This window comes from Anabaena azotica FACHB-119 (assembly GCF_014697625.1).
In the GTDB taxonomy this organism is placed as follows: domain Bacteria; phylum Cyanobacteriota; class Cyanobacteriia; order Cyanobacteriales; family Nostocaceae; genus Trichormus; species Trichormus azoticus_A.
The window spans coordinates 176,228-201,679 of the sequence record NZ_JACJSG010000006.1 but is presented as its reverse complement, the minus strand read 5'-3'; the positions used below and the strand labels follow the sequence as shown (position 1 = coordinate 201,679).

19 protein-coding genes and 1 pseudogene are annotated in these 25,452 nt (G+C 41.2%); 8 read left to right on the top strand and 12 right to left on the bottom strand.

The window, feature by feature from the left end; genetic code table 11:
* The first annotated feature begins 50 nt into the window (after positions 1-50).
* From H6G83_RS06280 to H6G83_RS06270, 3 genes are all read left to right on the top strand, one after another.
* A complete protein-coding gene (locus H6G83_RS06280; protein WP_190468592.1) occupies positions 51-1,442 on the top strand; it encodes a sensor histidine kinase in 1,392 nt (463 codons plus the stop codon).
* A 657-nt stretch (positions 1,443-2,099) separates the two neighbouring features.
* Positions 2,100-2,579: a DUF2267 domain-containing protein gene (locus H6G83_RS06275; RefSeq protein WP_190468587.1), complete on the top strand. Its 480-nt coding sequence runs from the start codon at positions 2,100-2,102 to the stop codon at positions 2,577-2,579.
* A 1,131-nt stretch (positions 2,580-3,710) separates the two neighbouring features.
* Positions 3,711-4,532, top strand: a complete 822-nt coding sequence (locus H6G83_RS06270; RefSeq protein WP_190468584.1) for a hypothetical protein — start codon at positions 3,711-3,713, stop codon at positions 4,530-4,532.
* 290 nt (positions 4,533-4,822) lie between these two features.
* Here the strand turns inward: H6G83_RS06270 and H6G83_RS06265 are convergent, their stop codons facing one another.
* The gene (locus H6G83_RS06265; protein ID WP_190468581.1) at positions 4,823-5,887 is read right to left on the bottom strand and encodes a tetratricopeptide repeat protein; all 1,065 of its coding nucleotides are present in this window, start codon (positions 5,885-5,887) and stop codon (positions 4,823-4,825) included.
* Positions 5,888-5,983: 96 nt separating this feature from the next.
* Positions 5,984-6,613, bottom strand: coding sequence for a sigma-70 family RNA polymerase sigma factor (locus H6G83_RS06260; RefSeq protein ID WP_190468579.1), 630 nt, complete (start codon positions 6,611-6,613; stop codon positions 5,984-5,986).
* Between the two features lie 226 nt (positions 6,614-6,839).
* On the opposite strand from H6G83_RS06260, the gene H6G83_RS06255 reads away from it, so the two are divergent.
* Positions 6,840-7,433, top strand: coding sequence for a glyoxalase-like domain protein (locus tag H6G83_RS06255; protein WP_190468574.1), 594 nt, complete (start codon positions 6,840-6,842; stop codon positions 7,431-7,433).
* Positions 7,434-7,773: 340 nt separating this feature from the next.
* On the opposite strand, the gene H6G83_RS06250 is transcribed toward H6G83_RS06255, so the two are convergent.
* The 8 genes from H6G83_RS06250 to gndA form a co-directional block, all read right to left on the bottom strand.
* Entirely contained in the window at positions 7,774-10,920 is a 3,147-nt protein-coding gene (locus tag H6G83_RS06250; RefSeq protein ID WP_199328337.1) for a CHAT domain-containing protein, read from the bottom strand.
* A gap of 39 nt (positions 10,921-10,959) precedes the next feature.
* A complete protein-coding gene (locus H6G83_RS06245) occupies positions 10,960-11,139 on the bottom strand; it encodes a hypothetical protein (RefSeq protein ID WP_190468570.1) in 180 nt (59 codons plus the stop codon).
* A gap of 79 nt (positions 11,140-11,218) precedes the next feature.
* Complete coding sequence (locus tag H6G83_RS06240; RefSeq protein ID WP_190468565.1) at positions 11,219-11,929, bottom strand: helix-turn-helix domain-containing protein; 711 nt, start codon at positions 11,927-11,929, stop codon at positions 11,219-11,221.
* The gene (locus tag H6G83_RS06235) at positions 11,916-12,329 is read right to left on the bottom strand and encodes a type II toxin-antitoxin system RelE/ParE family toxin (RefSeq protein ID WP_190468563.1); all 414 of its coding nucleotides are present in this window, start codon (positions 12,327-12,329) and stop codon (positions 11,916-11,918) included. Before H6G83_RS06235 ends, H6G83_RS06240 begins: the two co-directional genes overlap by 14 nt.
* Before the next feature lie 480 nt (positions 12,330-12,809).
* Positions 12,810-12,983, bottom strand: coding sequence for a type II toxin-antitoxin system RelE family toxin (locus tag H6G83_RS35180; protein WP_313935271.1), 174 nt, complete (start codon positions 12,981-12,983; stop codon positions 12,810-12,812).
* A gap of 89 nt (positions 12,984-13,072) precedes the next feature.
* Positions 13,073-13,282 (bottom strand): hypothetical protein, encoded by a 210-nt coding sequence (locus H6G83_RS06225; RefSeq protein WP_190468560.1) that lies wholly within the window; start codon positions 13,280-13,282, stop codon positions 13,073-13,075.
* Positions 13,283-13,606: 324 nt separating this feature from the next.
* On the bottom strand, positions 13,607-15,292 hold the full coding sequence (lysS, locus tag H6G83_RS06220; RefSeq protein WP_190468557.1) for a lysine--tRNA ligase: 1,686 nt from the start codon (positions 15,290-15,292) through the stop codon (positions 13,607-13,609).
* A 332-nt stretch (positions 15,293-15,624) separates the two neighbouring features.
* On the bottom strand, positions 15,625-17,055 hold the full coding sequence (gene gndA, locus H6G83_RS06215) for an NADP-dependent phosphogluconate dehydrogenase (protein WP_190468554.1): 1,431 nt from the start codon (positions 17,053-17,055) through the stop codon (positions 15,625-15,627).
* A gap of 284 nt (positions 17,056-17,339) precedes the next feature.
* Here gndA and H6G83_RS06210 point away from each other — a divergent pair, with 284 nt between their 5' ends.
* Positions 17,340-18,086, top strand: a complete 747-nt coding sequence (locus H6G83_RS06210) for a Ycf66 family protein (RefSeq protein ID WP_190468551.1) — start codon at positions 17,340-17,342, stop codon at positions 18,084-18,086.
* Positions 18,087-18,272: 186 nt separating this feature from the next.
* Here H6G83_RS06210 and H6G83_RS06205 read toward each other — a convergent pair whose 3' ends face one another.
* Positions 18,273-18,857, bottom strand: a complete 585-nt coding sequence (locus H6G83_RS06205; RefSeq protein WP_190468548.1) for a Uma2 family endonuclease — start codon at positions 18,855-18,857, stop codon at positions 18,273-18,275.
* Between the two features lie 182 nt (positions 18,858-19,039).
* Positions 19,040-19,678 (bottom strand): peroxiredoxin, encoded by a 639-nt coding sequence (locus tag H6G83_RS06200; RefSeq protein ID WP_190468545.1) that lies wholly within the window; start codon positions 19,676-19,678, stop codon positions 19,040-19,042.
* Positions 19,679-19,967: 289 nt separating this feature from the next.
* Between H6G83_RS06200 and H6G83_RS35175 the strand changes: the two are divergent.
* The 3 genes and pseudogenes from H6G83_RS35175 to H6G83_RS06190 form a co-directional block, all read left to right on the top strand.
* Positions 19,968-20,060, top strand: a pseudogene (locus H6G83_RS35175) (nucleotidyltransferase family protein); the annotation flags it as partial.
* A 745-nt stretch (positions 20,061-20,805) separates the two neighbouring features.
* Entirely contained in the window at positions 20,806-21,804 is a 999-nt protein-coding gene (locus H6G83_RS06195; protein ID WP_190468542.1) for a GGDEF domain-containing protein, read from the top strand.
* A 221-nt stretch (positions 21,805-22,025) separates the two neighbouring features.
* Positions 22,026-24,440 (top strand): endonuclease MutS2, encoded by a 2,415-nt coding sequence (locus H6G83_RS06190; RefSeq protein WP_190468540.1) that lies wholly within the window; start codon positions 22,026-22,028, stop codon positions 24,438-24,440.
* Positions 24,441-25,452: the final 1,012 nt, after the last annotated feature.

Sequence of the window (25,452 nt, the reverse complement as noted above, 5' to 3'; positions counted from 1 at the left end):
TTAGAATGGAGTAGTTAGGGATTAGATATTTAGTTTTTCTGTGTTGGCTAATGTTTCAAGCTACTCGTCGTCGTCTGGCTATCTGGTACACTGCTGTCACGGCTGTATTACTGCTGCTGTTCGCTAGTGGTGTATATTTATATGTCCGCAGTACTTTGGTTGAGCGGATTGATGATACCCTCAATCATGTGGTGGAGATAGTAGAGCGATCGCTTGTTATTGAACCAGACCAAAATGACTCTGAACTACTACACATCAATGTAGAAGCTAGTTTTCGCAACAATGCCAATACTGTAGAAGATGACCATATAGATTTAGAGTGGTTTAGTCCCACTGGTGACTTAATTTGGTCAACTTTTTCGGAACCCCTCAACATTCCCATTCACAGTCACCGCACAGGTGAAACTATCCATGTCTATAAACAGGAGATATCGGAAAACGAACAAACCCCTTATTCCCCCCTGTTATTACGTCAAGTTACGCAACGGGTAGAAGTTGGACGACAGGTTTTAGGATATCTGCGTGTGAGTCATCCTTGGTTTGAGGTGACAAAACCGAGTCGTCAGTTAATTTTTGATTTGGCGCTGGGTACGGGGTTGATGGTAATTTCTGTGGGTGCGAGTGGTTGGTTTTTGTCGGGGAAAGCAATGGAACCAGTGGGAGAGTCTTACCAACGCCTCAAGCAATTTACGGCTGATGCTTCCCATGAGTTGAGAAGTCCCATAACTTTGATTCAAACTAATGTGCAGGTAGCGTTAGCAGACTTGGAGTTAGCGCAAACGGAAGCTGCTACTTCTCACTATCGTCAACAGTTAAAGGTGGTAGAACGATTAACCCAACGTTTGGGTAAATTAGTTAATGATTTACTATTTTTAGCACGTCAGGATGGTGGTGTCAGCAGAGATGGCTTTTGTGCTTGTCCGTTAGATGCTGTACTGATGGATGTGGTAGAAGAACAGCAACTGTTGGCGCAAGAAAAAACTATTACGCTTAATCTGCATTTAGTTGATCCTCTAGATGGCGAAAGTAACCCGGAATTGTTAGAAAATTGGTTTACACTTGCAGGGAATTGGGATCAGTTGGTAAGATTATTCACCAATTTGATTGGGAACGCTCTCCATTATACACCCGCAGGTGGTGCGGTGAATGTGGAATTGCTGCGGATAGATAGAGTCCGCTATGGTTCTCCTCAGTTACAAGTGAAGGTGAGTGATACAGGTATCGGTATTCCTGCTGAGGCGTTACCACGATTATTTGACCGTTTTTATCGAGTTGACCCAGCACGCACTCATAAAAGTAAAGACAGTGCTACAGGCTCAGGATTAGGACTAGCGATCGCTCAAGCTATTGTAGAACATCACCAAGGTCATATTCAAGTCGAAAGCACTCTCGGTAAAGGTACTACTTTTATTGTCTCATTACCAATAACTCTAGAGTCTTAATTTGATAAATTATATTTGTTTCCTGTGACAGATGAATTATCCTAAATCTCCATACTAATTTATTTAAGAAAGCTGGCATTTTTTCAGCATAAATATCTAACGCAAGCAGTTATTTGGCTAGTTATTAGTCATATAAACTGCTGTTTACTTGACTTTTCACGTTATGTGGAAAAACTAACGTCAGACCTAACCCCCCAACCCCCTTCCCTTGAAGGGAAGGGGGAGAAATTAAAGCCTCTCTCCTACAAGGAGAGAGGTTTGGAGAGAGGTTTTTCAGCCCGTGAAAAGTCAGGCTGTTTTCTTGTTAGCGTGAGTTCGACAAGCGTTGTTTTGACCTCACCCCCAACCCCTCTCCTACGAGGAGAGGGGAGTAAGACGCAATACAGTTCAGTTAAGACTAGATAGAATGGCAAATTTGATTGAACATCCTGATTTCTTCCTTCTCTTCGAGAGGCTGCGCCAACGGAACGCTACCGCGAACGGCGTTTATCGGCGTTTATCGGCGGTTAATTATTCTTATCTGAACCGTATTGGAGTAAGACGGTGATTTTTTCGTTTCTCCTCCCTTTTAGGAGAGGGAGGTTGGGAGGGAGAGGTTCATCGAACTCACGTTCTTGTTAGCGAAATGCAGTTATAACGAAACTTTTGGAGGGCTTGATGACAACATCCATACCGGAAAAAAATCTACCTTTTTTAGAAAAAGTAAAAGAGCAAAGTGGTTTAGGCGATATTTACGATGCTAGAGACATAACTGAAGTTGTTTATCGTGTCATGCGCGATTTAATGACTACAGAAGCTGCTGATAGAGTTGAAGAAGAATTACATAAGCCTGCTGAACAAAGCGATGATAAATCTCTGCAAATGGAAATTGCAGATTTGTGGCATGATAGTAATCCTTTGGTGAGATTCTTAAGCCGGGTGCGTCCACCTTGGCAAGGCCCTGGTATCTTTAAAATTGATAGCGATCGCTTCTTATTCCGAGTGGCTAATGAAGGGGGAATGCAGCCAAATGTAGACCGGGAACAAGTAGTTAAAGCAGTTTTTTCTGCAACAAAAGATGAATTATCCCCAGAACGGGTGGAAGAAATTGCTAGTTGGTTGCCCGATCATGTTCGTCAACTTTGGCAAGATGCTTGATAATATTAGGGGATAGGGGACAGGTGACAGGTAACAGGGTTAAATGTCCTAATCTAGAGCAGTTTCGCTATTCGTGAAATATTGTAGAGACGTTACAAGTAACGTCTCTACATGGTTTTGGGTTTTACGTTTGTACCTCATCTACCCAAAATATACTGTAATATCCCCCCCTTTTTAAGGGTGGTTGGAGCAGGGTGGTTTTATAAAATTACGTGAGTTCGACAAGCGTTGTTTTGACCTCACCCCCAACCCCTCTCCTACGAGGAGAGGGGAGTAAGACGGTGATTTTTTCATTTCTCCTCCCTCTCCTGACGCAGACGCTACGCGAACGCCTTTTAGGAGAGGGAGGTTGGGAGGGAGAGGTTCATCGAACTCACGTTAAAATTAGAGAAAAAACTCATCTGTTTCAAAGCCTCTCTCCTCGTGGGGGAGAGGTTTGGAGAGGGGTCAAAATCTTGCTACAACAAGAGAAATCAGAACTTACGCCTGATGTGAATTAGAAAAACCTTTATTATCCAAACAATAGCCTATGTCGGGAGCTAATAAGACTCGGTAGGGGCGGGTTCACCGGGATCATCGTTAATTGTTGATGATATTTGATTAACCCGCCCCTACAAATGTCTATCCAATTACAAGATTTTAATTCACATTAGACGTAACTTATAAATTTTTCTTTTTCTGTATGAAACCACCCTGCTTTTTAAGGGATTTTAGGGGGAGCTAATAAACGCTAACTGAACCCTATTGTCCTGTCACCAGCTACACATCCTGACTTTTCACGTTATGTGGAAAAGCGCTCCGTCAGACCTAAACCCCCAGCCCCCTTCCCTACAAGGGAAGGGGGAGAAATCAAAGCCTCTCTCCTTGTAGGAGAGAGGTTTGGAGAGAGGTCTTCCAGATTCCGTGAAAAGTCAGCTACACATCAGGCTAAAGATATAAATTACAAGCTAGAATTTTTTAATTTATTTTCAAGCCTAAAGTTAGAGAAAAAAGCTGAAAAGAATTGTTAAATTATAAATGCTTTAATACCACTTGTAATTAAAGCAATTTTATCTGAGTTTTTATTAGTTTAATAACTAAATAAACAAGTTACCAAGCCCTATATAGTTTTATTTACCCCAGGAGTAGACAATGAGCGCTGATTCTTCCAATCGCAAGTCTGCTGAAATATTAACTGCAATTTGTGGTAGTTTACTGATGGGTGCATCAGTGATTCCCCAAGCAGTATTGGCACAACAACCAACTAATCAGCAACCAATAAATCAAACTAATTCTCAAGTTAATCCTTGTCCTAGAATTTTTTACGAAGCACCCCATAATAATCAGGTTAAAGTACCTCAAGGTTGTCCACCTAATGCTTTTACTCAAAGATTAATAGATCAAGGTCAACTTAATCAAACTAATGTTCCCGCTACCCCAACAGCAGAACAAACAAGATTAGGTGTAGGTGGAGAAGCAGGTTCAGCAACTAACCCTAATCCTGCTATTTTCAATGAAGCGCCCTATAATCGCTCTCAAAGTGGATTGCAACCTCAAAATTCTGGACAACCTGGAACTACACTACCCAGCGTAACACCATCAACTCAAACTCCAGGCGCTCAAAGCGTGACACCTTTACCAAGTCAACAACAAAGCCCCAGCGCTCGGATTGCTGTAGCAAATGGTAGAGTAAACGTCAGATTAGTGAACGATACCGCCGCAAGAATAACTTATCAAGTAATTGGTGATACTGCACCGCGATCGCTTGAAGGTAAATCTGATGTCACACTCCAAGGTTTAACCGCGCCAGTTACAGTTACATTCCAACGCGAAGACGGAGGATTGTTACAAGCAACCCCCCAAACTTCCACCGCATCAGGACAGTTAGAAGTCAGATTAGATGAGACTACTAACCAAGCACAAGATAGACGCGCCTTGAGAATTGAAAACAACGGTTCAGTATTTTTGAATTAGTCAATAGTCAATAGTCAATAGTCAACAGTCAATGGTCAACAGTCAATAGTCAATAGTCAATGGTCAATAGTCAACAGTCAATAGTCAACAGTCAACAATTTCTGGACTATGGACTATGGACTATTTGACTTTTCACGTTATGTGGAAAAGCGCTCCGTCAGACCTAACCCCCCAGCCCCCTTCCCTACAAGGGAAGGGGGAGAAATCAAAGCCTTTCTCCTTGTAGGAGAGAGGTTTGGAGAGAGGTCTTCCAGATCCCGTGAAAAGTCAGATGGACTATTGACTATTGACTATTGACTCTTCCCTTTTAACATTTGCGTCATGCGATCGCGTAGGAAGATTTCCTGTTTTTTATCTTCTAGATTTTGAGAGATGGTAATCGCTCTTTCGTAGAAATTACGGGCAGTTGGGTAATTACCTAGCTGCTCGTATAATTTTGCATAGGAGGCAAAGGAGTTTAGTTGTTCTCGCGGATTTTCTAATTCTTTAGCGATGGTCAAACGCTGTTTGAGTAAGTCCAAGGCGCGTTGATAACGTCCGACGGCGCTGTGGGCTATAACTAAGCCGTCGATCGCTCGTAATTGGTTGGCGCGATCGCCTATACTTTTTGCCATATTCAAAGCTGCGCCATAACTGCTAATCGTGTCTGAATAATTATTTGCCGCAAGGTAAGCATCACCTAAATTATTTAAAGTATTTATTTCCCCTTGCTTATCATCAGTGCGACGACGGTAAATTAAAGCTGTTTCATAAAGTTTAATCGCCCTGTTGTAATCTCCTAGCCTAGCCGCTACAAGACCTAAATTACTTAAGGATAATCCCTCACCCTCGATATTGTTCACATTGTCGGCGATGGTAAATGCGTCTTGAATTGTGTCCCCGGCGGCTTGCGGTTCACCTATTTGTAGTAGTAAAGTACCCAGATTATTGAGGGCAAAAATTTGAGTTTGAAAGTCTTGGGTGTCACGAGCGATCGCTAAATGTCGGCGTAATGCGTCTTCACCTTCTTTTAAGCGTCCCAATTTGATATAAGCCTTAGCTAACAAATTGTAAGTTTGACCTTTCGCCCTCACCTCGCCAATTGAGTGATAAATATCCAACGCTTGCAAACCAGAGTCCAGGGCTTTTTGGGGGTATCCAGCCGCATATTGTTGTTCAGCCACCCTTAATAAAGAGTCCGCATCATCTCTAGATTGTCGTTTAAGAGAACTACTTTCAGGACGGTGGAGTTGTTGAGTAATATCAGCCGCCCCTGCTGTTACAGGATATAGCAGGGAAGTGAGAATTAATAGGTAAAAACTAAACAACCTGTAGTTTTTAGCTGTCGTGCTAGAGAGTAAATGCTGTTGTTTCATAAAACTTACCCAAGAAATCCCGGATTTAAGTGTTACCAGGCAAAAAGTTTTATTATGTCCGTATGAAGACTAGCATGATACGGATATATACTTAAGTTACGACTTTACCAAATCTTCACCCAAGTAGATAGCGCGAATGTCTGCGGGTAATTTGTCCTCTAGCATACGATAGCCTTCTTGAAGCAAATTGGCTACATCATCGGGTGTTACCTTCTCCCCTTCCGCTTGCAGGTAAGCAGCAATGCGGGTTTCGCTCCAATGAAAGGTTTGCGCCATTAACAGCATCAAGCGTAACATTGGGGGTAGTTGCTCTAGAGCTTGTTCGACATAGCACCAAAGCGGTGGTGAAGTTGCTTGTAAAGAATAATGAATCGCTTCTGTTGGCGGTAGCTGAATTTCATTGATACAGAAAGCTGTGATGTTGATCAACCAATTTTGCAAAGTTAAAACTTCCTGTCCAGGGGGGGGATTTTTTAAATCGAGTCCACCGAGTTCATAATAAATATGCCGCCAAGTTAGGGCGAAAAGATAATCTGCTTGTACAGGCGATCGCGCCGAATGTTGAATCAAAGTGTAGACTATGGGACTGTAACGGCAAAAAATCACCGTAAAATACTTACCCACATCAGGATGTTGCTGAAATAAATCCAGCAATTCTTGGTCACTGTGATGGAATAGCGACTTTACCAGTGGGTGATTAGCTTCAGCAAAATGAGGAATCTTCATAAATCTGCCCGTAGATACTAGTTAACATAAAGTTTGCAATAAGATTTTTGTGTTGCACATCAAACCTGTAGTTGTCCTGTTGACTTTCAACTGTCAACTGTCAACTGTCAACTGTCAACTGTCAACAAGCCTAGTTTAGTCTTGTACACTAGAACAAAGACCTCTTAACTGAAGTCTTTAGAGATAAAAATAAAAGCGGCTCCCTTATATAATTTTTGATTTGTTCATGGTTATAGCAGTTAGTGTCATATCGTTCCGGCTTACCCCCCTTTTAGGCTCCTTCTTGCCCTCCCTACCCCTGGATAGCCTATTTTCCACCCAAGGCATCATGGTGATGCTGCTAGCAGCCTATGCAGGCGCTATGTGGCTATTTCTCACCAGCGCCCCCAAAGTGCATACTGTGATGGTGTCCGACTTAGAAATTGCCCGACAATTATACGAAGGGCTGCTAGATTTGCCAGCCGCAGAAGTACCGTTACATTACTACTACAACTACGAACAAACCATAGGCGCAGCAGGGATAGATCCGCTATATATGTCCACCAGCCCCAGTTTGTCTAGTAAGTCAATGACCAACGCCAGCGACGGGTTATGGTATCAATTAAAGAAAAATACTCAACTGCACGTCATTACAGGCGCAAGTTTGGGTGCAAAAAATCAACAACGTCACGTTTGCTTTGACCGTGACTGTTTAGAAATGATTTTAATGCGGGTGGAAACACGCGGTTTAAAATTCAAGATACGTAATCAGAAACCCTTGAATTTTTTAGTTAAAGATTATGAAGGGCGGATTATTGAAATAGCGGAAGTAGCGAATTAGTCATTAGTCATTAGTCATTGGTCATTTGTTAAAAATGAGGTGCGTTGGGGTTTACCTAATGCACCTTATTTAATGCGATTTAAACAGTTGAAAGACCCCTCTCCAAACCTCTCCCCGACGCGGGGAGAGGCTTAGAAAACTGATTTTATTACACTCAGTTGGTAGGGAAGCGGTTGAGGTTAGGTTCCATCGAACTCATACCGTTTCTGCACTGTAGAGACGTTGTATACAACGTCTCTACATTATTTATTCGGTGCAACTTCATAGATTTACAGTAGGGTGGGCATTGCCCACCACCAGCTTATCGAGAAAGTGCAAGAGATGAATTTATTTATTTTGCCTATCGTAAGCCTTGGCAAATAAAAGCAGCCCAGTAAACAGGATGTGAAAAAGGAAATTCTTCATTTGAATTTTGAACTTTTTGAATTAATCTGTTAATTCTGGCATATATTTGATATTCACTTTCCCATTGCGAATATTCTCCTGAGCCTCGAATGTATTTTTTCCTCATGCTTATCAGTTCCTTTTCCCTTGTTTCTGCCTCACTGAAAATGCCTTTAAGCTCATGTTTCTTGAAATTCCGTAATTTAAATTGAGCTTGCTGTAAAGCTTCAGAACAGCTTTTATTTTGTTTACGGTATTGATAGTAGAAAATGGACAACAGGGCTGTAGCTAAATCATCGACTGCCCATAGTGTACTCACAACATTTATAGCGCCAGCACATAGAAACCCTGTGGAGAGAGTGAAAATATCATCCGTTAGGGATGGCTTATCAAGATGTGTCTCACAACAGGCAAGAAACACATCAACAAGATTAGGTAAACGCCAACTTGGTGACATTAGTTGTCCCAAGGTAATACTTTCACCTGCTAACCTTAACTCAGATTCTAAAGGATTATCTAGGCGAGAGAGAGCATGGTGACTGGAGTGCAATACATTAACTGTTTGTGCTAGCTGACGATAGTTTTCACGGGTAGCTTGAGTTTTACCAATTAATCTCTGTTCTTGAGGAATTTTATATAACTCGGCAATCTTCTCACATTCAATCCTGGCGAAGGGAAGGTTATCTTCTGCAACTTCTACAGTTCCGTATTTCAGAGATTGTTGAGGAATATTCTTGAGATGTTCTCGTTGTTGGCAAAAATCCAAAATTTGGCAACTGGGGATATAGCGAATGAGAAACTTATCCCCCAAGTATTGATGATTTTCAAGGGGTAAAGCTACAAAAGGTATTTGATGCAGTAATAAATGAGGTATTAAAATTAGTTCTTCAATACTTTCTAGATGTTGATTAATCAAGGTATTTATTTGCAGTCTTTCAGCCAGTTCTGTCAGAATTGAACTCATACTGCTATACCAAGTTTCCTCCCGTTTTGCCTTTTCTTCCTTCGTTTCACCTTCACGGGTAAGATAGGGGAATAACCAATTTTGAGAAATCCAGTTTTGTAAATTATTTAGTCCTTGTCCAGTACAAGTATGAAGAGTAATTTGGTTTTGTTGCAAAACAAAGATATAAGTATCTGTGTCAGTAGTATAAAAACTTAAAAGAGCAGTATTAGGTTTGTCGATAAGCTTTTGTATTGCAGAAAAGTCAGGCGCACTAACTTGAATTTCACCCGCTAGTACAGGATCTAAGCGTCTGATTTGTTCCCAGATGTGTTGTTTTTGGTTTTCTAAAGCTGCGATCGCCTCATTGTAAGCTTGGAATGCAGCCCGTGTTTCACTACGATTATTGCCAGACTGATGGCGATCGCGTTCTATGTCAATCTGCCGTTGCAATTCTTCATACTGCTGCAACAAGCTTTCCACTTCTGGCGGAATTGCGTCACCTTGGTAGAGATCGTTACTTGCCATTAAGTCTACCAAACGCTTGGCGCGCGATCGCTCCACATATTCAAAAGCCTTTTCTATTTCTCCTGCATTGATGCAGGCTTGCACTATATTTTGGTAAATGCCAATAAAATCTTCAAGTGTCTTTTGACGGGTAAATTCTGTTTTTTCCTCATTACGTTTTTGTTCAAGAGCATCAATTGCCATACAATAGCCATCGATAGCCAATGGCCAAAGTCCAGCACTAGAAGCAGCATTACCTAAATGTCGCGCCGCAGCTAAACAATAGAATGGGAAAGAAGTAGGAGTATATGTTTCCAGCAGTGAAAGCGAGGATTCGATAACTTCTTGTATTAAACCTTGTTGGTAGTATATATTGCATAGATTAATTTGCGTCATTGCCCATTTTTCAGGAAAACTTTGACGAGTAAAAATCTCTAAAGATTTTTTGTAGCAAATTATAGCTTTATCAAAATTATTTTTTTCATCTCCATCAATATCTTCTGCATAGGCTAGCCCCAAATTGTTATTAACTAAAGCCCAATATTCGGGATAGTTTTCTATAGTTAAAATTCGTAAAGCCCGTATATAGCAATTTATAGCAATCTTCTGGCTCTTGCTACAACTATAATTTTCTTTTCTGAGATACGCATTTCCTAAATTCATTTGAGTTCTAGCCCAATATTCAGGAAAAGCATGACGAGTAAAAACCTGCATAGCTTTTTTTGAGCAATTTATAGAATATTGAATATTCTCCTCATGCTCACCATAAACACGTTGAGAGTAAACTGTTGCTAAATTATGTTGTGACCAAGCCCATTGTTCAGAATGTTCTTTAATATTAAAAACTTGTAAAGCATTTTTAAGGTGAATAATAGCAGCTTCTAGATTTTCAGCTTTATCACCACGTATGCGATCTCGATAGGCAATTCCTAAAATATTTTGTACTTCTGCCCAGTTTTGTAGATTATTTAGATAATGACGAATCTTTAAAGATTCCTGACATAAATTAATACAAGTTTCTAGATTTTGCGCTCTATCTTCTTCTATTCGTTCCCAGTAAAGATATGCCAGTATAGTTTGTGCTAATCCCCATATTTCGGAGTAAGTATTTGAAGTAAATACAGATTTACCTACTTGACAACATACGATGGCGATTTCTATGTTGTCAGACTTATTACCTAATGGAAAATCTTTAAGACGCTTACTAAAGTCAATAAGTGCTGCTGCTGTTCCTGCTGCTTCATCAAATGTTAATTTGGGTAAAAGAAATTCTTTCCAAATTTTTACTATGATAATAAGTTTTTTATCTAATTTACTTAAATTTGCTTTTAAAAGTGGATAAATTGCTTTAAGATTACCTTTGCTATTTAAAGTAGCTTGTAATGCTGTATTCAAAAAAGCTCTATAAATTTCAGTAGATACTTTTTCTGCAACTTCATATAAATAATCAGCCTTTTCTTTATCTCCTTCTTCTAAAAAAATCTCAGCACATTTGTTAAGGACGCTTAAAAAATCATCATTAATAATAAACTCTTGGTTAGCTATCAGAATATTTTCTTCTTGTCCAGGTGGACAATTTAAAATTTCTTTAATGATCATTAAGTATACATTTATAAGTTGTTCAGATTCTTTGTTTTGAAATTTTTGTTTCATATTTTTTTAAAAATTAGTTAATAAATTTACTAATAAATGTTAATTATTTTCCTCTCTTCTCCATGTTTCTAGCCAATCTCCATCAACATCATCACAATATAAATGCGCGGCTTCAAGCCCATACTTCATGATGTCATCCTGTAATTTTTGAGCAGCTTCTACAGCTTGTAAAAATTTGTCTAATCTCTGTTGACTGTCAGACTGTTTTTCCTGAGCCATAAGGCACTCACTTTGTTAAGTAATGATGTAACCAGACAAACCAAATAAATACAAGTAACCGACAACTATAAATTAATTTTTAAATATCTGCTAATTTCTCCAGCAATTCCTCAGCTAAATCTAACAAATCAATTTCATCAATGTCATCGCTACTATCTCCGCGATTAATTTCTGCCACTGCTAAATTATCAGCTAACATATTTTTCACAGCAAAAATCCTATCTTCTTCCTCTGCCAAACACAGACATTTCTCTAACTCTACAGCAATCTCTTCAATTGTTCTTCCAGCTAAACGCTCTCTCACCTTCACTGCTACTGAATCATCACTTTCTAGCAGTTTTATCACGGCCATTATTCTTTCATCACTTTGACTAGAAAATTTCTCAATCGCTACACGCACATATTCCCGCATACTCATGTTTGCGGCTAATGCTTTTTGTGCCACTACATCAGGTACATCTACTAACAATACACCTTCGTTATCGCTAGCTTGATATAAGTCATCTTCATGTTTAACTGCAACCAATAAATCAGCACCTAATGTATGTAAATAGTGCAACACAGATTCTAATTCATGTTCTTTTAACGCCGACTCCAATTTAGACACGGCTGCTTGCTTAACTCCTAATTTCTCTGCTAGTTGTGCTTGAGTTAGTCCTGCTTTATTACGTATTTCCCGCATCGCATCAGTGAGATAGAGACGTAAATACTCTAGCTTCCCCGCCAGAATTACCTCTGGGTCTTCACTAACTTTTTGCTGCAACCAAGCTTGAAAATTAGGCTTTTTCATGATTCCTCTGCTGTAATTCGCGCAATCTAACTCTTGCAGGTTCTTTATCTTTATCTTTGATAGCGCCGTCGTATTTTTTCATAAAGGCGTGTAGCACTACAAATGTCTGAGGTGTAGCCGTGGTTAAGATAAACCTGGGATTATGTTCACTCTTGGTCATACGCAATTCATACAGGTCATCTTCCAATTTCTCAAAGATCCCACTGTTGAGTGAAGCTAGTCCTTTGTCGCAAAGGTAGCGAAGATTAACTTGCAAACGCTTGGTTTCGGAAGCGGTTAATAACGGCTTTGCTGGGTTGTCTGGTTGTTCTTCGTCAGGAATCATCCTGATGAAGTAAGCAAGTAAATCTTTGGGTATTTCCCCATTGACATCTTGATAAAGTTCCCAAGTCCAAGTCACTTCCTACCTCACAATATACTATTCCTTAGAAGGAATGTCAATGCTAATATTCCTTCTAAGGAATAACATATCAGTGGAATAGTGTAAATATTATGGAAAATATCTGTTTGTAGTGAGGACTTTAGTCCTCATTCCTTATTTATAGGACTTACGCAACTGGCATATTTTCTCTGTAGGGTGTGTGACGCTGCGAAAATACTTGAACGTAGTAATCAGACTTGTAGCGTCACGCACCAACTACCAATTGTGACACTTGCGTAAGTCCTGATTTATAAAGTAAACCTTAAATTGTAGGGTGCGTTAGCGGAGAGTACAGCACCGTATTTATTGGTGCGTTACGGCTAATTCCTACTCTCTCAAACGCTCAAATCCTTTCATAGCCGTAACACACCCTACTTAATATTTACTTTATAAATAGCCTCTCAAGAAAAGGCTAAAGCCTTTACTACGAACTAATTTTTGCAGTTAGGAGAGTGTCAATTATGGAAAATATCTGTAAATCTCTTTCCTTTGCAAAACTCGGACAAAAATAATCATGTCATCAGAGATGGTAATTGCAATTCTATAATCACTAACTCTAATACGATAATAATCACTCTCAGCCTGAAGCTTTTTAATATTGCTGACATCACCAAAATTATCAGCATTCTCCACTTCTTCTATTACTGCTGCAATTCTTTACAATACAGTCTCATCTTTGATTTTTCTTAAATCTCTTGCAAAACTTTTTCTAAATTCTAAATTCATTCTTGGTTTTTGATAATTTTAAAAATTGTTTCTCTGCTAACGGTTTCAGTATTTTCGTCTTCCTTAATAGCGTTTGCTAGTGCTATATCTTCGATTATCTCGGTAAATATTTCTGAAAAAACCTCTTTCTGTTCTTGAATTAATTCAAGAATTGCAGTTTTAAAAATTTCCTTAAGTTTATTCTCATCTAGATTAACTTCTTTCATGTATTATCCTAAAATAGCTCGTTTAAATATATTCTATAAGAAAAATATGGCATAAATAAAAACCTGTAGAAAAATGATATGAGAAATAATATGACAGTAAATATTTTTATATTCATATCTTGCACCTTCTCAATAAGCAGATGGTGGGCAATGCCCACCCTACGAAATAATAAGCTTTTGAGGCTGTTATTTTGTCAATAAGAGACTGCTGCAAGATTTGAGTATAAAAAAAATGTAGAAATATATAATTTTATGTTTCTACATTTTTCTTTATTGGCTCATTTAAATCCGACCGCGCATTACTGGCGAATGGCGCTTACTATCTCAACTCAACTGTTCAGACTTAAATTTCCCTTTGATAGACTTGTTGAAATATTGACCCTTTGATGGTGCATTATCCCATTCTTCCTTGATACTAGGAGGTACTTTGAAATACTCATAGACACTTCCACTATCAAATTCAACAGTCAATGTTTGAGTTTTGGAATCATAGCGAAATTCCTTAATAAAGCTGCTTTCCGGCTTGAGTAGGGGGAATGCGATCGCATCCCGAATACTGGCGCAATCAGTTAATAACATCACCAACCGATCAATGCCAATACCTAAACCGCCTGTGGGTGGCATACCATATTCCAAAGCAGTGAGGAAATCTTCATCTACGCCTTGGGCTTCTAAGTCACCAGCCGCTTTTTTCGCAGCTTGCGCTTCTAAGCGTTCTCTTTGGTCGATGGGGTCTGTTAATTCTGAGAAACTATTCGCAGTCTCGCGCCCAACGATGAATAACTCGAACCTTTCCACTAACCCTGGTTGAGAACGGTGAGGTTTAGCTAATGGTGAAATTTCTACAGGATAATCAATCACAAAAGTAGGCTGAACTAAGCTACCTTCCACCTTTTCTTCAAAGGCTAAATTGAGTAATTTACCTATAGATTGGGCTTCATCTACACCAGGGATGCCAGCATTTTTACTTGCTGCTTTCGCTTCATCCAAACTGGAGAAAGCACGGAAATCTAAGCCTGTAGATTCCTTCACTAAATCGTGCATTGTCACCCGTCGCCAAGGTGGAGTTAAATCCACAGTTGCACCTTGGTAGGTAATTTGCAATGTGCCGAGTACATCTTGGGCAACGGTGGTAATAATACCTTCCGTTAGCTCCATCATATCGTTGTAGTCGGCGTAGGCTTGGTAAATTTCAATTGAGGTAAATTCGGGGTTGTGTCTGGTAGAAATCCCCTCATTACGGAAAATTCGCCCCAATTCAAACACCTTTTCAAAACCACCGACAATTAACCGCTTGAGGTGGAGTTCTGTAGCTATTCGCAGATATAACTCCATTTCCAGGGTGTTGTGGTAGGTAACGAAGGGACGCGCATCAGCACCGCCTGCTTCACTTTGCAGCACTGGGGTTTCAATTTCGAGGAAATCACGCTGTTCTAAATAACGGCGAATACCTGCCGTTATTTGGGCGCGACGGCGGAAGGTTTGCCGGACTTCAGGGTTAACAATTAAGTCAACATAGCGTTGACGGTAGCGCTTGGCTACATCCGTCAACCCATGCCATTTGTCGGGTAGGGGCAAAAGAGATTTAGTGAGGATGGTATATTGTTTGACGTAAACCGATAATTCGCCCTTTTCAGTCCGTTTTATTGTTCCCTTGACTCCCAGAATATCCCCTACATCTGTGAGTTGTTTGAGATGATTAAAAGCCTCGGCATCAATTTCTGCCATGCTTTCTTGGATACGATTTTTCTCTAGATAAAGCTGAATTGTGCCTGTTTCATCTTCTAGGGTGAAGAAAGCCAACTTACCAAAAACGCGACGCGCCATAATGCGTCCGGCAATGGCGGCTTCTAAATCGACTTCTTCTCCACTGGGTAAATCAGCAAATTGTTCTTGCAATTGGGCGGCGTGATGGGTAGACTCCCAACGGTAGGCATAGGGGTTAGTCCCTATCTGCTTGAGTTGTTCTACTTTCTCCAGCCTAGCGGCACGGATATCTTCTTCCGACATGGTAACGAACTAAATAGGGCAAGATTCATTATAAATAGGGATTAGGGATTGGGGACTAGGGATTGGGGGCTGGGGAAGAATTTTTATGATTTTTTGAGGTTGGGATTTGTAGAAAGCGATCGCCACAATTAAAACACTATCATAAGCCTTGACCTTCTCTAACTTGTGTAGCTATTCAAAACCCCTACACCCCTATACCCCTACACCCCTATACCCCTACACCCCTATACCCCTACACCCCTACACCCCTAATTCCTGCTACTGATTAAAAAAGTGACCCTAAATATTTAGAGTCACTAAAAAATAAGTTGAGAAATTAGACAAATAAAAGCTTACTTCTTAGCTTCAGTGATGGGAACCCATTCGGTGTGGAATACACCAGCCTTGTCGGTACGCAAGTAGGTGTGAGCGCCGAAGTAGTCGCGTTGTGCCTGAGTGAGGTTTTGGGGTAGGCGATCGCGGCGATAGCTGTCAAAATAATCCAAGGAGGCACTAAACGCAGGCACAGGAATACCCAGTTTGGCAGCTGTGATGATTACTTCCCGCCAAGCTGCTTGTCTGTCGAGAATTGTTTGCTTAAATTCAGGAGCAAGTAGCAAGTTAGGTAAAGCGGGATTTTCGTTAAATGCCTTCTTAATCTTATTTAAGAAACCAGCGCGAATAATACAGCCACCTTTCCAAATTCGCGCCAACTCACTCAGATTCAAATTCCAATTAAATGTGGTAGAAGCTGTAGATAACAGCGCCATCCCTTGAGCGTAAGAACAAATCTTGGAGCAGTAAAGCGCATCGCGGACTTTGTTGATAAACTCTTTGGTTGAGCCGTCATACTTGCCACTGGGGCCTGTTAGCTGCTTAGATGCTGCTATCCGCTCATCTCGAATCGAAGAGATAATCCGCGCATTCACGGCTGCGGTAATGGTAGGAATAGAAACGCCCAATTCCAAAGCAGTTTGTACAGTCCAGCGTCCAGTACCCTTTTGACCAGCAGCGTCAACAATCAAGTCTACCAAGGGTAACTTAGTTTCTGGGTCTACATAGGGGAAGATATTCGCTGTAATCTCAATCAAGAAAGAATTGAGTTCATCGGTTGTATTCCATTGGGCGAATACTTCATGTAGCTCTTTTGCACTCAGTCCGCCTGCATTTCTCAGCAAATCGTAGGCTTCTGCAATCAACTGCATATCGCCATACTCAATACCGTTGTGTACCATCTTCACGTAGTGACCAGAACCACCAGGGCCAACGTAGGTAACACAAGGGCCGTCATCGACTTGAGCAGCAATTTTGTTGAAAATGGGCGACAGATACTCGTAAGAACTTTGTGTACCGCCAGGCATTAGTGAAGGGCCGTTGAGTGCGCCTTCTTCACCACCACTAACACCCATACCCAAGAACCGCAAGCCTGCGGGTTCTAGTTCTTGAGTCCGTCTTTGGGTATCTTCAAACCAAGAGTTGCCACCGTCGATGATAATATCGCCTTCATCTAGCAGGGGTTTTAGCTGCTGAATTACTGCATCCACTGGTTTACCAGCTTGTACCATCACCAGAATTTTGCGGGGACGTTCTAGTGCAGCCACAAACTCTTCCAGGGTAAAAGCAGCTTTAACGTTGCGTCCACCAGCACGCTGTGCCATGAAGGCATCGGTTTTTTCTCTGGAACGATTATAAACTGCAATTGGGAAGCCATTACGCTCCACGTTCAGGGCGATATTCTCGCCCATAACGGCTAAACCAATCACACCAAAGCTTTGTAGTGTCATAAACTATGTTTGGCTAACTCTTGCAGGTTCTTTCATCTTTAAGGGTAGAACGAGTTTTTCTCTTCTCCCCTAAAGAAGACATTAAGAGTTAATTTGCAGAATAAAAGCTCGCTAGGAACACAGATAAATAGTTTTAATTTGTATCCAAATCTGCAATTAGCTTGTAAAATTTGCGAAATTGGGGGTTGGGGGTGAGGGACTGGGAACAGTTGTCAGGTTATTTCCACTGTCAACTGTCCACTGTTCCCGATCCCCAATCCCTCACAAAAGGAGTTACCTATAAAATGCTGGCAAATATCCTAGCCTTGGTGGTTGGCCTTGGTAGTTTAGCAATTTACATTTCAGCTTTTTTCTTTCCTGAAATCCACCGCAAGAATGATTTTATTTGGAGTGGAGTAGGACTTTTTTACGCTTTAGTTTTGTGGGTGTTTGCGCCGAAAATTACCGGAGGATTATTACTAGGTCATGTGGCTAGTGTGGCGCTTTTAGTTTGGTTTGGTTGGCAAACTCTCTCGTTACGTCGCCAAGTCACCCCACAGGCACAACAAACCCCAGTGCCTAGTGCTGAAGCGGTAAAATCTACCATTCAAGAACAAGCGGCTAAGTTTTCCTGGCAAGAAAAAATTGCTCAGTTACAGCAAGGTATTGGTAATACCTTGGGTGGCTTAAAAAACAAAGCACAAAAGACTGATGCTAAAAAAGCTACAACTGCCCCAGCGCCAACTCCCACCAAACCATCTGTTGAGATTATCGATAATACAGCAAAACCAGCCCTGGAGGCAGTTACTATTAATGAAGCTCCTCCCACAGTGGAACCAGCAGCACTTGTGAGTACTGATACCGCATCCCCAACGGAAGTTATTCCCGAAGTAATTCCACCTCATCCCCCAGCCCCGGAATTGGTGGAAGCTGCACAGCCACATCCTCAACCGGAAAATAAGGAACCCATTCCTGTGGAAGAAATTGCCCCAGATGCCGTACTCGCTCCCCCCGCAGAAGCACCACCGGAAGCATTACCGCCGAATACCTGATATCTTAAATCAAGGTTCGTAGTGAGGACTTTAGTCCTCAAAAAAGGACTAAAGTCCTTACTACGAACTCAAAATTTCATATAATATTTCGTAGAAATATAGCAATAGCAAAGACAGTTAGTATTGACAGTAGGCCGATGCACTGCCCACCAAAACTATAATATGTGGGCAATGCCCTACGTGAATTTACCAAATTTTACTCATATTTAAAACAAATCCTGGTAGAACAGGGTCGCCGCTAACTGTGTCGGGATTATCTAAACATTGCACTGGTTGCTGCGGACGATAAATATATACTTGACGATTTTTTCTATCAATTAAAAAGCCTAATTGTACCCCCCTTTCCTGCATATATTCTGCCATTTTATCTTTGAGGGGTTGCAGATTATCGCTTGGCGATCGCAGTTCCACTACGAAATCAGGACAAATTGGTGCAAACCTTTGTTGCTGTTGGGGTGATAAGGTATTCCACCGTTCTAATTTGATCCATGAAGCATCAGGAGAGCGTTCTGCACCTGTGGATAATGTAAATCCTGTACTGGAACTAAAGGCAATACCTGTACCGTCCTGTTCTGACCAAATTCCTAGTTGTAAACCAATGTTAAATTCTCTATTTCCTGATTCCGAACCTGTAGGTGGCATAATTGATATATGTCCACATTTATCTCGCTCAATTTGTAAGTCACGGTTGACTTGACAGAACTCAAAGAATTGTTCGTCTGTCATTTGCATTGATGGCGGAATTTGGATTATTAAGGGGGATGACAGCATGATGCTTAACCCAAGGGATTTATTTTTTATTCTCACGCAAAGGCGCAAAGACACAAAGGGGCGAAGATAAAACTCTGCCTCTTTGCGTCTTGATATAGATGAGATTGGTTTTTGGGTTGACACCAATTATCCAAAACTCAAAAACCTTTGTAAGTTATGGGTTTTTGAATTTTGAATTGGTATTACTTGTTAGGCTGGGGTGTTAAACGCAGATAGGGTTTAACTTCTTTGTAGCCTTTGGGGAATTTTTCTTTTAAGACTTCTGGGTCTTTGAGGGAGGGTACAATCACACAATCTTCACCATCTTTCCAGTCGGCTGGGGTAGCAACGCTGTAGTTATCGGTGAGTTGCAAGGAGTCGATGACTCGCAATAGTTCGTCAAAGTTGCGTCCGGTGCTGGGGGGATAGGTGAAGGTCAGGCGCAGTTTTTTGCTGGGGTCAATGACAAATACAGAGCGTACTGTGACGGCTGCGTTAGCGTTGGGGTGAATCATGTCGTAAAGGTCGGAAACTTTACGATCTGCGTCTGCCAAAATGGGATAGTTGAGTGTTGTGCTTTGGGTTTCTTCGATATCACCTATCCAGCCTTTATGTGATTCTACATCATCAACGCTGAGGGCGATCGCTTTCACGTTACGTTTGTCAAATTCTGGTTTGAGTTTGGCAACTGTTCCTAATTCTGTTGTACAAACTGGGGTATAGTCAGCCGGGTGGGAAAACAGCACCACCCAGCTGTCACCAGCCCATTCGTAAAAATCTATGTCGCCATGTGTGGAGGCTTGTGTAAAGTTGGGTACTGTATCACCAAGACGGAGAGCCATAAGAGATTCCCTGTAGTTAAGTAAGGCCTATGTATTCTATCTTGCCATAACGATTATCAAACATCGGTTCCCCCATCGGCTTTAAGTGGTTTTTAACAAAATTTTAATTTCTTAACCCTTCAGCAGACTGTTTTGATGGGGAATAATACTGGCGAGTTCTGATTATTACACAAATAGGACACCTCTTGTGAATATAAGTAAATCATATTGATAGGCATAAGGTACTTAGTTAAGTTTTCGTTCATTATTACCTTTAACTTTATTTAAAGTTAAAAAGTATACATCAACCATATCTAACATTGGTATCATCATCCAGGCAGCAGGTGCTTCCACAAGGCTCGGTCAGCCCAAACAACTCCTGACTTACCAAGGTAAATCACTAAATTTGACACATCAGCTAAAACCTACTTATACCAGTTCTCTGTAGCAATGCACTTAATAAAGTGTTGCGCCTACTTTGCGAGAACGCCTAGCGGCGAATGCGCCTACTCTGCGAGTTCCGCTTTAGCGGTATGCGTGAGCTTAATAATTTAGGGTATTAAGTGCAGTTTTATGGAGAAATGGTATTACTCGAAATTAATTCTTAATTATTGTGATGCTTGATTTTTTGATTTGACTTGTTTTAAGGTCAAATCACAAAATCTAGCCCTTCATAATAAACACTTACTATATTAGCTGGGAGAATACAGTATCTGCTCAAAAAAATAGTATTTGTACTAATTCTAGATATTTAAAGTATATGTAATTATTTATTAACAATATATAAATAATATTTCTAGTGATAAAAAAACGTAAAATTAAACCTATTTTTAGCCGATTTTCACCTAAATAAAGCAAAAAATATCTGCTTTGTCTAATTCACGATAAATTTTACGTATTTATACTGTTTGAAAAACGGACTATCAAAAGTGAAACTCAATACCTATAGTTACCTTTTATAGAATTGCTATCCATCTATAGGAGTAGGTTAAGAAGAAATTAAAAGGAGAAAATCTATTTGTATTTAGAGTTAAGACCATATAAGTCTATATACGTATATATTAAGTTTCCTATCTCAGAGGCAATTTATTCATGAATCGGCCAGATATCGGTAATCCCTAACGCAGAAAAAGGCAAAAAACCAAGCCATGATGATGACAATTCTGGTCTTTGGAAGTTATGACTTTCTTACAAAACTTCCCGATCAGATCCATGAAAGAGCTACTAATGATTTGGTAGCAATTACGGATTTTCACCAAGCAGTGGCACAAATCCAAATTGCATCGCCCGATGTCATATTTGTGCAAGCAAGCCTCAATGGTAGTGTAGAACTTTGTGGTTGGTTAAAAGAACAAGCTAAATTATATTATATACACTGCATTCTGGTGGAAGATCGACCACAACAACTAGCACAAAGAAGCCAAAACGACTGGCAGTGGGAGTTGGAAATGACCGCCGTCGCACTTCATCAAGGTGCAGATGCCTATATTTGGCAACTGCCAACAGAAAAAATCGCTACCCACCATTTGATATTAAGTCAATTAACAGTAGGTTTGCGTAAAGCCCAAAAGTACCGTGATTTACTCCAGAAAAACCATATTTTATCAGCGATCGCATTAGCTGACTCGTTGACGGATTTGAATAATCGTCGTGCTTTTGATTGGGAATTGCCCAGACAAATTACTAGAGCGCGAAATCACAACAGTCCCATGAGTTTGATAATTCTGGATGTAGATTATTTCAAGAAAGTTAATGATAAGTATGGGCATTTAGTAGGCGATCGCCTGTTGAAGTTGCTTTGTACCCGTATACGCCATAATTTACGTTCTCAGGATATCGCATTTCGTTACGGAGGAGAAGAGTTTGTTGTTCTTCTGGCTCATACCAATGGTGAAGAAGCGCTCAAAGTAGCAGAAAGACTTAATCGAATAGTAGGTGAACAGACTTTTAGTATCAATAATAAGCTAATGATTGATGTCACTATTAGCTTAGGTGTAGCCTGTTTGCAAAAAGATGATGATGAACAAGGTATGAGCCTGTTATATCGCGCCGATAAATGTTTACTAGCAGCCAAAGCATCAGGACGCAACCGAGTCATCAGTTGGCCTCAGTTATTGCAACTCTCGTCTTTGGACGCTGTTTCTTAATAGCCTCCTACGGGCGCGATGAACGCTCCCGCCAAATATGAAAGAAACACAACTATTCCCTATTTTCTTGTTTCTGTAACCTGTGTTTCTTAATAGTCAGTTGACAGTTATCATTTTACCCTGAGCGTTCGTGCAGCGTAAACTGATAACTAATAACTGATATGATTTGCCACGATCAAGGCTAGAATTGTTACGATCACTTCAGATTTGATTTTGCAGCCTTGATTCAATCTGAAACTTTAGAACTACTAGAATGGTATCGCCTTTGCCAGCATCTTTCTACATTTGCGGCAACTAAGCTTGGGGCGATCGCATCACTGCATCTGCAAATCCCTGGATCTCAGACAGCGAGTGAGCAATTATTAGCACAGACAAAAGAAGTCTATCAACTAGAAAGTCGTTTGGCTAGTGGTTTGTCTTTTGAGGGTATCCAAGATATCGGTGATTCCCTGGAACGTGCAGAACTACAAGGGATTTTGGCTGGTGATGAACTTTTGGCGATCGCTACTACTCTGGCAGGTGCGAGAAGTTTACGGCGTATAATTGATAACCAAGAAGATACACCAATTTTAACTCAATTAGTAGCTGAGTTACGCACTTATCCCGAACTAGAACAGGAAATCCATCACTGTATTGATGACCGGGGACAAGTGGCTGACCGTGCTAGCACTAAGTTAGGGGAAATTCGTACAGAACTGCGGAGATTACGGAGTCAAATTACACAAAAACTGCAAAATATTTTACAAGTAAAATCTAACGCAGTTCAGGAACAGCTAATTACCCAAAGGGGCGATCGCTTTGTTATCCCCGTGAAAGCACCGCAAAAAGATGCTATTCCCGGTATTGTCCATGACACATCTACCAGTGGGGCAACGCTGTACATAGAGCCTAACTCTGTTGTGCCGATGGGTAATCAACTGCGGCAGACAGTGCGGCGAGAACAAGCGGAAGAAGAAGCAATACGCCGTACTTTGACGGAAAAAGTCGCAGCCGTTAAACCTGATTTAGAAAGGTTATTAGCCATTGTCACTACTTTAGATATGGCAACGGCGAGAGCTAGATATAGTTTTTGGCTCAAAGCTAATCCTCCCAGATTTGTTAACCGCCAAGAACAAGAGTTAATCACCTTACGACAGCTACGCCATCCCTTGTTAGTGTGGCAAAATCAACATGAACAAGGTCATGCTGTCATTCCTGTAGATTTGTTAATCAGTCCCCATATCCGGGTAGTGACGATTACCGGGCCTAACACTGGGGGGAAAACGGTAACATTAAAAACCTTGGGATTAGCAGCCCTCATGGCGAAAGTGGGTTTATTCATCCCCGCAAGGGAACCAGTAGAAATCCCTTGGTTTGACCAAGTATTAGCTGATATCGGTGATGAACAATCCCTACAGCAAAGCTTATCTACATTTTCAGGACATATCCGCCGGATTAGTCGGATTTTGAATGCTTTAAGCCCTGAAGACCCCGAAGAAAATCCCCAGTACCCAGTCCCCAGTCCCCAGTCCCTAGTCCTACTTGACGAAGTAGGTGCGGGGACAGATCCGGCTGAAGGTAGTGCTTTGGCGATCGCACTTTTACAATACCTCGCCGACCATGCCCAGCTAACTATTGCCACAACGCACTTTGGCGAACTCAAAGCCCTCAAATACGAAGACCAGCGTTTTGAAAATGCTTCGGTAGAATTTGATGATGCGACTTTATCGCCTACCTATCGCCTATTGTGGGGGATTCCGGGGCGTTCTAATGCGTTGGCGATCGCTTTACGTTTGGGTTTGAAGCCTGAAGTTGTCGAACAGGCAAAAACTCAGGTGGGAGAAGCCACAGACGAAGTAAATCAGGTAATTGCTGGGTTAGAAGCCCAACGTCGTCGTCAGGAAACCAAAGCGGCGGAGGCGCAGAAACTATTACAGCAAGCAGAACGCTTGTATAAGGAAGTATCTGATAAAGCCGCAGCCTTACAGGAGCGAGAACAATCATTGCGGGCTTCCCAAGAAGTCGCTGTCCAACAAGCAATTAACCAAGCCAAAGGGGAAATAGCCAAAGTCATCCGCCGCTTGCAGCAAGGGACAGCCACAGCCCAAGATGCCCAACAAGCAACTAACAGCCTCAATCAAATTGCCCAGAAGTATCAACCAGTAGCACCGCCAAAACCGAAATTGGGGTTTGTGCCAAAAGTGGGCGATCGCATCCGTATTTCCCAATTTGGACAAACAGCAGATGTTTTAACAGCCCCTAATAACGATGGTGAGTTAACCGTCCGCTTTGGCATCATGAAAATGACGGTGAAGCTAGAAGACATCGAATCTCTTGATGGACAAAAAGCCGAACCCATAGCCAAGCCCAAGCCAGCACCAGCCCCAGTTGCACAACCAGCCCAACCCACGCCAGCCATTCGTACCTCCAAAAACACCTTTGATATTCGAGGTAAACGTGTAGCTGATGCTGAGTATATTTTGGACAAAGCCATTTCCGAAGCTACCGGGCCAATCTGGATTATTCACGGACATGGAACAGGTAAACTGCGGCAAGGTGTCCAAGCCTATTTACAACAACATCCCAGAGTTAGTCACTACGAAGCGGCAGAACAAGCCGACGGTGGTAGTGGAGTGACTGTTGCTCATGTTTCTTAAAGGCAGGGGGTAGGAGATTATACTTCACTATAATGTAGAGACATTTTCTGCAACGTCTCTACATTATTTTAACGTGAGTTCGATGAACCTCTCCCTCCCAACTTCCCTCTCCTCGTAGGAGAGGGAGGAGAAACGAAAAAATACCTCACCCCCAACCCCTCTCCTCGTAGGCTATCCATTACCCACATCTTTCTTTACAATGTTAAAACCCTTGCTTAGTAAGCATCTTGCCAACTCAGTTTTTCATCGGGCTTGACAAATTCGCACCTTGTCTTCTCGCTAAAACCATGTTTTTATTGAGAATCAACAACGAACAAATCAGGGTTAGAAAAAACGTGAGTGAATACTCTCACAAATGTTGAGATAGATCCGGGTAATGGATAGCCTCGTAGGAGAGGGAGGAGAAACGAAAAAATCACCCTCTTACTCCCCTCTCCTCGTAGGAGCGAAAAGTCTGAGCGCCGACTTCCGGCGATCAGAACTTTTCAAGAGAGAGGGGTTGGGGGTGAGGTCAAAACAACGCTGGTCGAACTCACGTTATTTTACCTACTTTTAAGCCTGTCACCAGCCATAGCAAACTGACTGCAATAAATATTACTTGTGGCAATTTTTAATTTTGCCTTTTTCGTTACCTATTGCCAGATGATGCTGCTAATTCACAATTAAATATTAAAAATTCTAATGTAATTTATTTATACTTAAGTACCTGAATATTAGATAATATGTGAGTATATTTTACCATGAAAAATTACTTTCAACACTGTTGAAAATAAATTTTCATCTAGTAGAGTAAGACAGTGACAATCGCTGTTGACCAAAGTAAGAAAAGCTAGTGCAGGGCTGGAAAAAAGCGTCTAGCGACTAGGGGTTAGGGATGAGAAAAGAGATTTTATCTTTGGTTGTGGGTGTTTCCACGATTTGCTAACTGGAAACAGTTGTTTTAGCGTCACAAACCCTAGCCTAACCTAAGCGCCTCTAACCTAAGCGCCCCTAGCGTCTTGCATGGGAAACC

Bases quoted from the DNA above. Each gene is read 5' to 3' on its own strand.
- H6G83_RS06280 (WP_190468592.1), top strand. From the start codon at position 51: ATGTTTCAAGCTACTCGTCGTCGTCTGGCTATCTGGTACACTGCTGTC.
- H6G83_RS06275 (WP_190468587.1), top strand. From the start codon at position 2,100: ATGACAACATCCATACCGGAAAAAAATCTACCTTTTTTAGAAAAAGTA.
- H6G83_RS06270 (WP_190468584.1), top strand. From the start codon at position 3,711: ATGAGCGCTGATTCTTCCAATCGCAAGTCTGCTGAAATATTAACTGCA.
- H6G83_RS06265 (WP_190468581.1), bottom strand. From the start codon at position 5,887: ATGAAACAACAGCATTTACTCTCTAGCACGACAGCTAAAAACTACAGG.
- H6G83_RS06260 (WP_190468579.1), bottom strand. From the start codon at position 6,613: ATGAAGATTCCTCATTTTGCTGAAGCTAATCACCCACTGGTAAAGTCG.
- H6G83_RS06255 (WP_190468574.1), top strand. From the start codon at position 6,840: ATGGTTATAGCAGTTAGTGTCATATCGTTCCGGCTTACCCCCCTTTTA.
- H6G83_RS06250 (WP_199328337.1), bottom strand. From the start codon at position 10,920: ATGAAACAAAAATTTCAAAACAAAGAATCTGAACAACTTATAAATGTA.
- H6G83_RS06245 (WP_190468570.1), bottom strand. From the start codon at position 11,139: ATGGCTCAGGAAAAACAGTCTGACAGTCAACAGAGATTAGACAAATTT.
- H6G83_RS06240 (WP_190468565.1), bottom strand. From the start codon at position 11,929: ATGAAAAAGCCTAATTTTCAAGCTTGGTTGCAGCAAAAAGTTAGTGAA.
- H6G83_RS06225 (WP_190468560.1), bottom strand. From the start codon at position 13,282: ATGAAAGAAGTTAATCTAGATGAGAATAAACTTAAGGAAATTTTTAAA.
- lysS (WP_190468557.1), bottom strand. From the start codon at position 15,292: ATGTCGGAAGAAGATATCCGTGCCGCTAGGCTGGAGAAAGTAGAACAA.
- gndA (WP_190468554.1), bottom strand. From the start codon at position 17,055: ATGACACTACAAAGCTTTGGTGTGATTGGTTTAGCCGTTATGGGCGAG.
- H6G83_RS06210 (WP_190468551.1), top strand. From the start codon at position 17,340: ATGCTGGCAAATATCCTAGCCTTGGTGGTTGGCCTTGGTAGTTTAGCA.
- H6G83_RS06205 (WP_190468548.1), bottom strand. From the start codon at position 18,857: ATGCTGTCATCCCCCTTAATAATCCAAATTCCGCCATCAATGCAAATG.
- H6G83_RS06200 (WP_190468545.1), bottom strand. From the start codon at position 19,678: ATGGCTCTCCGTCTTGGTGATACAGTACCCAACTTTACACAAGCCTCC.
- H6G83_RS06195 (WP_190468542.1), top strand. From the start codon at position 20,806: ATGATGATGACAATTCTGGTCTTTGGAAGTTATGACTTTCTTACAAAA.